Consider the following 11717-nt stretch of genomic DNA (forward strand, 5'->3'; position numbering starts at 1 on the left):
GCGCCGCGGGCTGCCGATCGCGGTCGGCATCGTCGGCAAGGCGCCGCTGTTCTACTGCGCGCTCGACGGCAGCGGCGCGCGCGACAACGACGCGATCCGCCGCCGGCAGAACACGGTGCTGCGCTTCAGCGGTTCGCCCTGCGGCGTCGGCGCGGGTTCCGGCAGCGGCGTGACGGGTTCCTTCTCGGCGGCCTTCACGGTCGCGCGATCGCGGCGCGCCGGGTCGATCTTCAGGAAATGGTCGACGAGATTGAAGAAGCGCTCATAGAACACGCCGGCCGGAATCGTCTCGCTCGCGGTCTTGACGAGCGCGTCGTCGCTCGACCCGATCGGCAGCGACAGCGAGCCGAACACGCTCAAGCCCACGCTGGCCGACGTATTCGACTTCTTCAGCGTGTAGCGGTCCTGCACCGCGTTCACGTACGCGATGCTCGACGTGCCGTCGGCGTTCGCATCCGCGCACACGACGTGAAATTCGATCACGACGTGCATGTCGTTGCTCGGCTGGAAATTCTTGCTGCCGTCGACCGCATCGTTGCGTGACGACGACACCACATAACCCTGGCTCAGCAGCGCGCGCCGCGCGGCCTCGCAGGCCGCGTCGGATTTCGAGTGGAACGTATGCGCATACGGGCTGCTGGTCGCGTCGAACTGTTCCTGCTGGTAGATCGGCTTGGGCGGCGACGAGCACGCGGCCAGCACGGTCGCGGCCGCGAGTGCGCACGAAACGGAAAACAGGCGAAATCGGTTGTGCATGGCGTCTTTCAGAAGGCTTGGCGAGCGGCCGCGCAACGGCGGTGCCTGGATGAGGCGTGCGGCAATCTCGTAAGGCCGGGGCGCCATTATAGTTTCGTTTGATGTCGCGCTCGCTTCAGTCGGCCGGCGCGACGCGCACCGCGGCCAGCAATTGCGACGTCAGCGGATGATGTTCGCCGCGCCGCGAGCGGATCGCGTGGATCTCCTCGGTCACGTCGCCCGCGCGCCCGAGCCGCCGCAACCCGCTCAGCAGCGACGCATCGTTCGCGCCGAGTTCGCTGAGCGGAAACACGCCGAGGCCGCGCGCCGCGAACACGGCCATCAGCGCGCTGTCCTCGAATTCCCCGGTCACGCGCGGCACGATCCGCTCGCCTTCCAGCCACCGGTCGAGGCGCGCGCGCAGCGCCGAATGCGCGGTCGGCAGCAGCACGGGCAGGTCGGCCAGGCACTGCGGAAAGCGCTGCCGCGCGGCCGGCGTGACGAGCGCCGCGGGCCCGTACCAGTCGACCGGCGATGCGACGAGCCGCTCGCTCGTCACGCGCAGGTTCGACCCCGACGGCGCGCCCTGGCCGGCCAGCACGAGATCGAGGTGATGCAGCGCGAGCTCCGCGAGCAGCGCATCGTGCTCGCCCTCGTGGCACAGCAGCCGCAACGTCGGCGTGTCGAGCACCGGCGCGAGGATCGCGTGCGCGGCGAGCTTCGAAATGCCGTCCGCGAGCCCGACCGCGAGCCGCACGGTCGGCTGGCTGGCCGCCGCGCGCACTTCGTCGGGAATCAGCCGCCCCATCTCGAAGATGACCTCGGCGCGCGCAAACGCGGCCTGTCCCGCGTCGGTCATCGTGACGCCGCGCCCGGCCGGGCGCAGCAATTGGTGCCCGAGCGATTTCTCGAGCTCGCGCACCTGCGCGCTGATCGTCTGCACGGCCATGTCGAGCCGGCCGGCCGCGCGCGCGAAGCCGCCTTCCTTCACGACGACCCAGAAATAGTACAGATGTCGAAAATTGAGCATCGGATCGATATATCGAAAAAACCGAACTTAAATTCAGATTCTCTCTGATTTTTTCGAAGTTCGGGGCGGCATATCATCGGGCTTTCCACTTTTCAATCGGCCCATTTCATGGACTACCTGCTGACGCTTGCCGCCGACCCCGCCGTCTGGGCCGCGCTCCTGACGCTCGTCGTGATGGAAGTCGTGCTCGGCATAGACAACCTGATCTTCATCTCGATCCTCAGCAACAAGCTGCCCGAGGCGCAGCGCGCCCGCACGCAGCGCCTCGGCATCGCGCTCGCGCTGGTGATGCGCCTAGCGCTGCTCGGCAGCGTCGCGTGGATCGCGAGCCTGACCGAACCCGTGTTCACGCTGTTCGACCATGCGTTCTCGTGGCGCGACATGATCCTGCTGTCGGGCGGCCTGTTCCTCGTGTGGAAGGCGACCACCGAGATCCATCACCACGTGTCGCACGACGGCGGCGGCGAGGGCGGGGCGGGCGGCGCGGCCGGGCTGACGGTGTGGGCCGCCATCGGCCAGATCGTGATGCTCGACATCGTGTTCTCGATCGACAGCATCGTGACGGCGATCGGCATGACCGAGCACATCCCGATCATGTTCGTCGCGGTGATCGTCGCCGTGACCGTGATGCTGTTCGCCGCGCAGCCGCTCGCACGCTTCATCGACCGCAACCCGACCATCGTGATGCTGGCGCTGTCGTTCCTGGTCGTGATCGGCATGACGCTGATCGCCGAAGGTTTCGGTTCGCACGTGCCGAAGGGGTACATCTACGCGGCGATGGCGTTCTCGGCGTTCGTCGAGGGCATGAACATGCTGGCGCGGCGCGCGAAGGCGAAGCGCGCGGCGCAAGTCGATGGCGACTGAGTCGCCGCGCGTGACGCCGGCTGCCGCTGCTGCCGGCGCGCGCGCTGCATATGGAATCCGGACGAGATTCGCACGGAAAGGAGAAACGCGATGAAATGCCCTGTCTGCAAGACGCCCGACCTGCTGATGGCCGAGCGCCAGTCGATCGAGATCGACTACTGTCCGACGTGCCGCGGCGTATGGCTCGACCGCGGCGAGCTCGACAAGCTGATCGCCCGCGAAACCGGCGACGCGCCGGCTCGCCGCGCCGATCCGCCGGCACGGCACGCCGCATCGGCGCAGCACGGTCGCGACGATGGCTGGGGGCGCGACGGCCGCTCGCGCGACGAGCGTTACCGGCACGACGGCCAGCGTCGCAAGAAGTCGGTGTTCGACCTGTTCGATTTCGATTGAATCCGGATCCGGCGTGCCTGCACGCACGCCGGGCCGCCGATCAACAAAGAAGCCCCGCCCGGCATCGCGCCGGGCGGGGCTTCTTTCATGCGTGCCGCGACACGTCGCGACTCACGCCGACGCTTACGCGTGGCCGGCCGTCACGTCGATACGGCGCGGGCGCGTTTCCTCGCGGCGCGGAATCGTCAGCGTCAGCACGCCGTCGCGCAGGTTCGCGTCGATCCGCGACGTGTCGAGGTCGGGACTCAGCACGAACGAGCGCGCATAGCGGGTCGCGCGCACTTCCGCGTGCCGCACGCGCAGGTCGGCCGGCGTGTCGATGTGCGTGTCGGCTTCGATCGTCAGCGTGTTGTCGTGCACCTTCACGTCGAGGTTCTCGCGCGGCACGCCGGGCAGGTCGGCCCGCAGCGTGACGCCGCGAGGGGTCTCGATGATGTCGACGTTCGGCGTGATCGCGGGCCGGCGCGCGGCCTCGGCGGCGGCAGGATGAACGGGTTTCGTTTGGCGTTCGGCCAGGGTCGGGTTCGTATACATGTCGGTATCCTGAAGATTACTGAACGGTGATCGCACGCGGCTTCGAGGCTTCGCGCCGGCCGACGCGAATCAGCAGGCAGCCGTTTTCGTAGCGCGCGGTGACCTGGTCGGGATCCGCGTCGCGCGGCAGCTCGACGACGCGGCGGAAGGCGCCGTGAAAACGCTCCTGCGCGTAGGTCCGCACGTCTTCGCCTTCGATGCCCGGCGCCGGCTTGCGCTCGCCGCTGACGGTCAGCAGGTCCTTGTCGATCGATACGTCGAAGTCGCCCGCGGCCATGCCGGGTGCGAACGCGACGATCTCGATCGCATTGTCGGTGGCGCCGACGTTGAGTGCCGGGAACGTGCCGTGCCGCACCGCGCGGATGCCGGTCGGGCGTTCGCCGAGCAGGTTCGCCACTTGCCGCTGCACGCGGGCGAATTCGTCGAACAGGTCGTTGCCGAAATGGATACCGCTCATGTGGGTCCTCCTGAACAGGGAACACGGGAGACGTGACGGCGCGACGCCTGCGGCGGGCGCGACGGGGGCTCCACTGGATCGAAACGGAGGCAGTGCAACGGATGAGGCACTGCCCGACGACGGGTAATTAGTGGCCGCCATCGCGCATTTCAAGAGGGAATCCGCAATCCGCGTCAACGCATGCGCACGGGATTCGATGCGACAATCGCCGCGAGCTATCCGCAGAACAACCACACGGGACAACCATGGACATTCGACGTATCGCGATCGTCGGCGCCGGCGTGATCGGCGCGAGCTGGGCGGCTTTCTATCTGACGCAGGGTTTCGACGTCGTCGCGACCGATCCGGCGCCGCAAGCCGACGCGCGGCTGCGCGACGCGCTGGCCGCGTTTCTCGGCGAGCGTGCCGCCGAACTTTCCTCGCGGTTGTCGTTCGACGCCGATCTGGTGCGCGCGCTCGACGGCGTCGACTTCGTGCAGGAGAACGGCCCGGAGCGGCTCGACCTGAAGCGTGCGCTGTACCGCCAGATGGACGACGTGCTGCCCGCGCACGTACCGATCGCATCGAGCTCGTCGGGCCTGAAGATGTCCGACATCCAGACCGCGTGCGCGAAGCATCCGGAGCGTTGCCTGATCGCGCATCCGTTCAATCCGCCGCACCTGATTCCGCTCGTCGAGCTGGTCGGCGGCGATGCGACCGGCCAGGACGTGATCGCGCGCGTGAAGGATTTCTACGACGCGCTCGGCAAGCAGACGATCGTCCTCAACAAGGAGATGACCGGCCACGTCGCGAACCGGCTTGCGGCCGCGCTGTTCCGCGAGGTGTATCACCTCGTCGGCGAAGGCGTCGTGAGTGTCGCCGATGCGGACAAGGCCGTCGCGTGGGGGCCCGGCTTGCGCTGGGGGCTGATGGGGCAGTGCCTGACCTATCACCTCGGCGGCGGCGCGGGCGGGATCGCGCACTTCCTCGAACACCTGTCGGGGCCGATCGCGAGCTGGTGGGACGACCTCGGCACGCCCTCGTTCGATCCGGAGGTCGATCGCCAACTGAACGAAGAACTGCGCGCGATCCAGGGCGAGCGTTCGATGCAGGCGCTGGCGGCCGAGCGCGACCGCTTGCTCGTCGAGCTGATCGATGCGCGGCGCCGCAGCTTCCTGCCCTGAGCGCGCGGCTTATTGCTGCGACGCGGCCTGCGGTGCGGGCGGCGCATGCGCGAGCCAGGCGGGGCTCGCGGCCTGCACGAGTTCGCGGTTGCGTGCCCGCGTCGCGGCATCCGGCGGGTAGTTGCCGTCGTTCGTCGGCAGTTCGCCGTCGAGATAGGCCTGCTTGAGCTGGTCGATGACTTCCGCGCGTGTCAGGCCCTGGGCGGGCGCCGACGCGTCGGTTTGCGCAAAGGCGGGGGACAGCAGCGCGGCTGCGGCGGTCGCGACGGCGAATCGCAAGACGTTCATGGTGGGCTCCGATCAAGGGACGGGGTACCGGATGCGCGCGGCGATCGCCGTGCCTGCCGATGGGTCCCATTGTCGCGAGCGGGTGCTGCGCGGACGATGACGCGTTCCGGGCAAAGCTGTCAGGTGCGGGCGCGGCCGTGCATGCGCGCGGCGCGCCCGGTGCGGTTACAACCCGGCCGCCGCCGCGATCAGCGTGGCTTCGAGCGCGAGCGTCGAGCGCGACGCGGCTGCCGGCCGGTCGATCACGTATTCGAGTTCGCCGAGTTCGGGCAGCCCCGCGTCGAGCCGGGCGAGTCCGGCCGGGATCACGTAGCCGGCGAACGCGCTGACGCCGAGCCCCGCGCTCGCGGCCGCGCGCAATACCGCGACGCTGCTGCTGACCACCGCGATCCGGTACGGCCGCCCGATGGCCTCGAGCGATTCGAGCACGCGGCGGCGCGACACGCTCGGCTCCGGATGCATCGCGAGCGGCAGCACGACCTCGTGGCCGGTGAGCCGCGATTCGGGGCCGGTGCACCAGTACAGCGGTTCGCTGCGGATCACGCGGCCGCGCCGGCTGCCCGCGATACGCTTCGCGAACACCAGGTCGTGCCGGCCTTCGTCGAGCGCATCGAACAGGTCGCCCGACAGCCCGGTCGAGATCGCGAGCTCGACGTCCGGATTGCGCTGCACGAAGCTCGCGAGCGCGGCCGTCAGGTGGGCGGACGCGAAATCCTCCGACATCGCGAGCCGCACCTTGCCCGACAGCGGCGGCCCGCACACCGACGTGACGGCTTCGTCCATCAGCTCGAGGATGCGCACCGCGTAGCGGAACAGCGCGTCGCCGTGCTGCGACAGGTGCACGTTGCGCGTGTCGCGTTCGAACAGCGGCCGGTCGAGCAGCTCCTCGAGGCGGCGGATGTGCTGGCTGACGGTCGACTGCGACAGGCTCACGCGCTCGGACGCGGCGGTGAAGCTGCCGGACTGGGCGACGGCGACGAAGCTGCGCAGCAGCTCGGGCGGTAACGGACGCATTGCTAAATCCACTGAATCGGTTTCGACAACTTCATAAATGGCGGGAATCGGCGGCGCTAGTATCGGATCACGCGCCAGTGCGGCCCGCAACGGGGGCACCGGCGCGTAGCCCGCGTCGTGCCGGCGGCTGCCTCGGTCAGTCTACGGCATCCGGCGTCCGGCCCGAAACCGCATCATCCCATCGACCGCCCGAGAACAGGCCCGCCAGACGGGCCGCCGGGCCGCGGCGCACCGCCGCAGGAGACAAGTCCGTGCACGGGATCGCCGTGCGGGGCCGGCTCCCGCGTGCGTCCGGCGCCCGTCACGAAGAGACTGGAGACGACTCATGATCATCTACGGAACCGCGCTGCTGGCGTTTTGCCATCTGGCCGGACTGTTTCTCGGCGACCTGCTCGGCAGCGCGATCGGCGTGAAGACCAATGTCGGCGGCGTCGGCATCGCGATGCTGCTGCTGATCTGCCTGCGCCTGTGGCTGCACCGGCGCGGCTGGCTGCCGAAGGAGACCGAGGCCGGCGTCGGTTTCTGGGGCGCGATGTACATTCCGGTCGTCGTCGCGATGGCCGCGAACCAGAACGTCGTCGCCGCGCTGAAGGGCGGTCCCGTCGCGCTGCTGGCCGCCGTCGGCGCGGTTGCGATCTGCGCATGCTGCATCGCGGTACTGGTGCGCACCGGGCGCGACGACACGGCCTTCGCGGGCGTGCCGCAATTCGAAGAACAGTGACGGAGGCCGCCATGCTGCAGATGCTCGAAAAAACCGTCGCCCACAACGGGCTCGTCGCGTCGTTCGCGCTGGTCGGCCTGATCATGTGGCTGTCGTCGATCGCGTCGCGCAAGCTGACGTTCGGCCGCGTGCACGGCTCCGCGATCGCGATCGTGATCGGTCTCGCGCTCGCTTACGTCGGCGGCGCGTTCACCGGCGGCGAAAAGGGAATCGCCGACGTGCCGCTGTTCGCGGGTGTCGGCCTGATGGGCGGCGCGATGCTGCGCGATTTCGCGATCGTCGCGACCGCGTTCGAAGTGCAGCCGACCGAGGCGCGCAAGGCCGGGCTCGTCGGCGTCGTGTCGCTGCTGCTCGGCACCGTGCTGCCGTTCATCGTCGGCGCATGCATCGCGCGCGCGTTCGGCTACACCGACGCGGTCAGCATGACGACGATCGGCGCGGGCGCCGTCACCTACATCGTCGGGCCCGTCACCGGCGCGGCGATCGGCGCGAGTTCCGACGTGATCGCGCTGAGCATCGCCACCGGGCTCGTGAAGGCGATCATCGTGATGGTCGGCACGCCGGTCGCGGCCGGCTTCATGGGCCTGAAGACGCCGCGCTCCGCGATGATCTTCGGCGGCCTCGCGGGCACCGTCAGCGGCGTGAGCGCGGGGCTCGCCGCGACCGACCGCCGGCTGGTCCCGTACGGCGCGCTGGTCGCGACGTTCCATACGGGCGTCGGCTGCCTGCTCGGGCCCTCGGTGCTCTACTTCACGACCCGCGCGCTGGTCGGCGCATAGCGGCCCGCGGTGCGGCCCGCGCGCGCGGGCCGCATCCATCGCGGCGTCCTCTGAGTCGCATTCGTCAACATCATCAATCGGCGGCGGCGCCCGGCTTAGAATGCCGCTGAACCATCGAAGCGGGAGAACTGTTCATGACGGGATGGAATCACGCGCGGCAGGCGCGCGATGCACGGCTCGCGGCCGGCGCGGCTTACGCGCAGGGCAAGCGGGTCGATGCGCGCGACACCGTCGCGTTGCTCGAAGCGGTGCTGCGGCCCGGCGACCGCGTGTGCCTCGAAGGCGACAACCAGAAGCAGGCCGACCTGCTCGCGACGGCGCTCGCCGACGTCGACAGCGCGAAGATCCACGACCTGCACATGGTGCAGTCGGGCGTCGTGCTGCCCGAGCATCTCGACGTGTTCGAGCGCGGCATCGCGAAGCGCCTCGATTTCGCGTACTCGGGCCCGCAGTCGCAGCGCATCGCGAAGCTGCTGTTCGGCGGCAAGATCGCGCTCGGCGCGGTGCATACCTATCTCGAGCTGTTCGCGCGCTACTTCATCGATCTGACGCCGCAGGTCGCGCTGATCGCGGCGGTCAGCGCCGACCGTGACGGCAACCTGTACACGGGCCCGAACACCGAGGACACGCCGACCGTCGTCGAGGCCACGGCATTCAAGGACGGCATCGTGATCGCGCAGGTCGACCGCATCGTCGACAAGGTGCCGCGCGTCGACATCCCGGGCGACCGCGTGCATTTCGTCGTCGAGGCCGGCCGGCCGTTCTACGTCGAGCCGCTGTTCACCCGCGATCCGGCCGCGATCACCGAAACGCAGATCCTCACCGCGATGCTCGCGATCAAGGGCATCTACGAGCCGTACGGCATCAAGCGCCTGAACCACGGGATCGGCTTCAACACGGCCGCGATCGAGCTGCTGCTGCCGACCTACGGCGAGAAGCTCGGGCTGAAGGGCAAGGTCTGCACGCACTGGGCGCTCAATCCGCATCCGACGCTGATTCCCGCGATCGAGTCGGGCTGGGTCGAGCAGGTGCACTGCTTCGGCTCCGAAGTCGGGATGGACGACTACATCCGCGAACGGTCCGACGTGTGGTTCACAGGCCCCGACGGGTCGCTGCGCTCGAATCGCGCGTTCTGCCAGACGGCCGGCCTCTACGCGTGCGACATGTTCATCGGCTCGACGCTGCAGATCGACCTCTCCGGCCATTCGTCGACGGTCACGGCCGAGCGCATCGCCGGCTTCGGCGGCGCGCCGAACATGGGCAGCGACGCGCGCGGCCGGCGCCATCCGAGCGCGCCGTGGTTGAAGGCCGGCGCGGAAGCCGACCCCGACACGCCGGCGGCGCTCAGACGCGGCCGCAAGCTCGTCGTGCAGATCGGCGAGACGTTCGGCGACAAGAACGTGCCGATGTTCGTCGAGAAGCTCGACGCGCTGAAGCTCGCCGACAAGCTGCAGCTCGACCTCGCGCCGATCATGGTCTACGGTGACGACGTCACGCACATCGTCACCGAGGAAGGGATCGCGAACCTGCTGATGTGTCGCGACAAGGACGAACGCGAGCACGCGATCCGCGGCGTCGCCGGTTATACGGAGATCGGCCGCGGCCGCGACCGGAAGATGGTCGAGCGGCTGCGCGAACGCGGCGTGATCCGCCGCCCGGAGGATCTCGGCATCGATCCGCTCGACGCCGACCGTCGCTGGCTCGCCGCGCGTTCGATCAAGGATCTCGTGCACTGGTCGGGCGGGCTCTATGCGCCGCCGGCGCGGTTCCGCAACTGGTGAGGAAGAGGGCATGGAACAGTTGAACTATCGCTTCACCGCGCGCGAACGCGCGAAGGGCGAGCAGGCCGCGGCGCTCGTCGGCGTGGTCGCGTCCGGCAATCTCGAGGTGCTCGTCGAGCGCGTGCTGCCGGGCAACGAATGCGAGATCGACATCCGCACCGCGGCGGTCGGTTTCGGTGCGGTATGGCAGGCCGTCGTGTCGGATTTCGTCGAGCGGCGCACGCCGGGCGGCCTGAAACTGTCGATCAACGACGGCGGCGCGCGGCCCGACATGGTGTCGCTGCGGCTCGCGCAGGCCGTGCGCGCGATCGAGGGGGATGCACGATGAGCGACGTGATCCACGACGCACCGGCGTTCGTCGCGAACGGCGCGAGCTGGTACGAGGCGTCGGCGCGGCAGCGCATCGACGGACTGCTCGACACGGGCAGCTTCGACGAATTCCTCGGGCCGGCCGAGCGCGTGACGAGCCCGCACCTGCCGCTGTTCGACCTGCCGCAGCAGTTCGACGACGGGATGGTGGTCGGCCACGGGCGGCTCGACGGCCGGCCGGTGTTCGTCGCCGCGCAGGAAGGCCGCTTCATGGGCGGCGCGTTCGGCGAGGTGCACGGCGCGAAGCTCACCGGGCTGCTGCGCGCCGCGCGCGAAGTCGGCAAGCCGGTGCTGATCCTGTTCGATACGGGCGGCGTGCGGCTGCAGGAAGCGAACGCAGGCGAGCTCGCGATCGCCGAGATCATGCGTGCGCTCGTCGACGCGCGCGCGGCCGGCGTGCCGGTGATCGGGCTGATCGGCGGGCGCGCGGGCTGCTACGGCGGCGGCGGGTTGCTCGCCGCGTGCTGTTCGGCGCTCGCGGTGTCGGAGCAGGGGCGCATCAGCGTGTCGGGCCCCGAAGTGATCGAGACCAATCGCGGCGTCGAGGAATTCGATTCCAAGGATCGCGCGCTGATCTGGCGCACGATGGGCGGCAAGCACCGGCGGCTGATCGGCGGTGCCGACCGTTACGTGGCCGACACGCCGGACGCGTTCCGCGCGGCGGCGCTCGAGCTGATCGGCCGCGCGCCGAGGTTCGATGCGGCGATGCTGCGCGCGGAACAGGCGCGCCTGGAAGCGCGTGTCGCCCGGTTCGGCGCATGCAGGGATGCGCTCGACGTGTGGCGCATGCTCGGGGCCGATCAGCCCGAGGCGATTCCCGGCATGCCCGACGACGCATTCGCCACGCTCGCCGACCAGTTACAGGAGCCGCAGCATGACGCTCGATGAAGTACTGAATTCGCTGTTTCCGAAGGGCCATTCGATCGTGCGTCACGGCGGCCTGCTGACCGGCCATGCGGAACTGGCCGGCGCGCGGGTCGACGTGATCGGCGTCACCGACCGCTTGCCGTTCGGCATCGACGAAGCGCTGACGCTCGCGTCGCAGGTGCTCGACACGGTCGCGCGCGGCGGCGACACGCCGATCGTCGTGCTCGTCGACAGCGACAGCCAGCGGATGAGCAAGCGCGACGAGCTGCTCGGCTTGAACGAAGGGCTGTCGCATCTCGCGAAGTGCCTGATGCATGCCGATCTCGCCGGGCACCGGACGATCGGCGTGCTGTACGGCCACACCGCCGCCGGCGCGTTCATCGCGACCGCGCTCGCGACGCGCACGCTGCTCGCGGTGCCGGGCGCCGAGCCGGAGGTGATGGACCTGCCGTCGATGTCGCGCGTGACCAAGCTGCCGATCGACGTGCTGAAGGAGATGTCGCGTTCGACGCCGGTGTTCGCGCCGGGACTCGACAATCTCGTGAAGATGGGCGCCGTCGACGCCGTGCTCGACCCGGCCCGCGCGCTCGACGCACAGGTCGGCGAATGGCTCGGCAAACCGGCCGACCGAATCGACCGGCGCGCGGCGCTCGGCCGGCCGGTCGCGACCGAAGATCGGAAGAGAGTCCTGTCGGGGAGGGAGGGTAGAGTCATGTTAGACA

General features: G+C 69.3%; 14 protein-coding genes and 2 pseudogenes. 10 read left to right on the forward strand and 6 right to left on the reverse strand.

Annotated elements, in window-relative coordinates:
- Nucleotides 1-127, forward strand: a pseudogene (locus G3N62_RS36170) (heme-degrading domain-containing protein); the annotation flags it as partial.
- On the opposite strand, the pseudogene G3N62_RS31640 reads toward G3N62_RS36170, so the two are convergent.
- Nucleotides 115-756: pseudogene (locus G3N62_RS31640) on the reverse strand (DUF2242 domain-containing protein); the annotation flags it as partial. The pseudogenes G3N62_RS36170 and G3N62_RS31640 overlap by 13 nt on opposite strands.
- 115 nt (nucleotides 757-871) lie before the next feature.
- Nucleotides 872-1765, reverse strand: coding sequence for a LysR family transcriptional regulator (locus tag G3N62_RS31645; RefSeq protein ID WP_034186623.1), 894 nt, complete (start codon nucleotides 1763-1765; stop codon nucleotides 872-874).
- A 108-nt stretch (nucleotides 1766-1873) separates the two neighbouring features.
- Here G3N62_RS31645 and G3N62_RS31650 point away from each other — a divergent pair, with 108 nt between their 5' ends.
- Nucleotides 1874-2629 carry a TerC family protein gene (locus G3N62_RS31650; RefSeq protein WP_034186624.1) on the forward strand — a complete coding sequence of 252 codons (756 nt, stop codon included), beginning with the start codon at nucleotides 1874-1876 and terminating at the stop codon, nucleotides 2627-2629.
- Between the two features lie 90 nt (nucleotides 2630-2719).
- Nucleotides 2720-3022: a zf-TFIIB domain-containing protein gene (locus tag G3N62_RS31655; RefSeq protein WP_124669866.1), complete on the forward strand. Its 303-nt coding sequence runs from the start codon at nucleotides 2720-2722 to the stop codon at nucleotides 3020-3022.
- Nucleotides 3023-3145: 123 nt separating this feature from the next.
- Here the strand turns inward: G3N62_RS31655 and G3N62_RS31660 are convergent, their stop codons facing one another.
- A complete protein-coding gene (locus G3N62_RS31660) occupies nucleotides 3146-3556 on the reverse strand; it encodes an Hsp20/alpha crystallin family protein (protein WP_124669865.1) in 411 nt (136 codons plus the stop codon).
- Between the two features lie 16 nt (nucleotides 3557-3572).
- Entirely contained in the window at nucleotides 3573-4013 is a 441-nt protein-coding gene (locus tag G3N62_RS31665; RefSeq protein WP_069245605.1) for an Hsp20/alpha crystallin family protein, read from the reverse strand.
- A 245-nt stretch (nucleotides 4014-4258) separates the two neighbouring features.
- Between G3N62_RS31665 and G3N62_RS31670 the strand changes: the two genes are divergently transcribed.
- Complete coding sequence (locus G3N62_RS31670; protein ID WP_034186628.1) at nucleotides 4259-5176, forward strand: 3-hydroxyacyl-CoA dehydrogenase NAD-binding domain-containing protein; 918 nt, start codon at nucleotides 4259-4261, stop codon at nucleotides 5174-5176.
- 9 nt (nucleotides 5177-5185) lie between these two features.
- On the opposite strand, the gene G3N62_RS31675 is transcribed toward G3N62_RS31670, so the two are convergent.
- Together G3N62_RS31675 and G3N62_RS31680 are read right to left on the reverse strand one after the other, a co-directional pair.
- On the reverse strand, nucleotides 5186-5464 hold the full coding sequence (locus G3N62_RS31675) for a DUF4148 domain-containing protein (protein WP_049031214.1): 279 nt from the start codon (nucleotides 5462-5464) through the stop codon (nucleotides 5186-5188).
- A 165-nt stretch (nucleotides 5465-5629) separates the two neighbouring features.
- A complete protein-coding gene (locus G3N62_RS31680) occupies nucleotides 5630-6478 on the reverse strand; it encodes a LysR substrate-binding domain-containing protein (protein WP_034186630.1) in 849 nt (282 codons plus the stop codon).
- Between the two features lie 325 nt (nucleotides 6479-6803).
- Here G3N62_RS31680 and madL point away from each other — a divergent pair, with 325 nt between their 5' ends.
- The 6 genes from madL to mdcE form a co-directional block, all read left to right on the forward strand.
- Nucleotides 6804-7199: a malonate transporter subunit MadL gene (gene madL, locus G3N62_RS31685; RefSeq protein ID WP_034186756.1), complete on the forward strand. Its 396-nt coding sequence runs from the start codon at nucleotides 6804-6806 to the stop codon at nucleotides 7197-7199.
- An 11-nt stretch (nucleotides 7200-7210) separates the two neighbouring features.
- Nucleotides 7211-7978 (forward strand): malonate transporter subunit MadM, encoded by a 768-nt coding sequence (madM, locus tag G3N62_RS31690; protein WP_034186631.1) that lies wholly within the window; start codon nucleotides 7211-7213, stop codon nucleotides 7976-7978.
- 134 nt (nucleotides 7979-8112) lie between these two features.
- Entirely contained in the window at nucleotides 8113-9759 is a 1647-nt protein-coding gene (mdcA, locus tag G3N62_RS31695) for a malonate decarboxylase subunit alpha (RefSeq protein ID WP_034186632.1), read from the forward strand.
- 10 nt (nucleotides 9760-9769) lie between these two features.
- Nucleotides 9770-10087, forward strand: coding sequence for a malonate decarboxylase acyl carrier protein (mdcC, locus tag G3N62_RS31700; RefSeq protein ID WP_034200771.1), 318 nt, complete (start codon nucleotides 9770-9772; stop codon nucleotides 10085-10087).
- A complete protein-coding gene (locus G3N62_RS31705) occupies nucleotides 10084-11016 on the forward strand; it encodes a biotin-independent malonate decarboxylase subunit beta (protein ID WP_034186634.1) in 933 nt (310 codons plus the stop codon). The genes mdcC and G3N62_RS31705 overlap by 4 nt, the downstream gene beginning before the upstream one ends.
- Nucleotides 11003-11717 (forward strand): biotin-independent malonate decarboxylase subunit gamma (mdcE, locus tag G3N62_RS31710; RefSeq protein ID WP_206141417.1); only part of this gene is annotated, 715 nt, incomplete at its 3' end. The genes G3N62_RS31705 and mdcE, both read left to right, overlap by 14 nt.

This window comes from Burkholderia sp. Tr-20355, assembly GCF_017104685.1.
Taxonomy (GTDB): Bacteria; Pseudomonadota; Gammaproteobacteria; order Burkholderiales; family Burkholderiaceae; genus Burkholderia; species Burkholderia seminalis.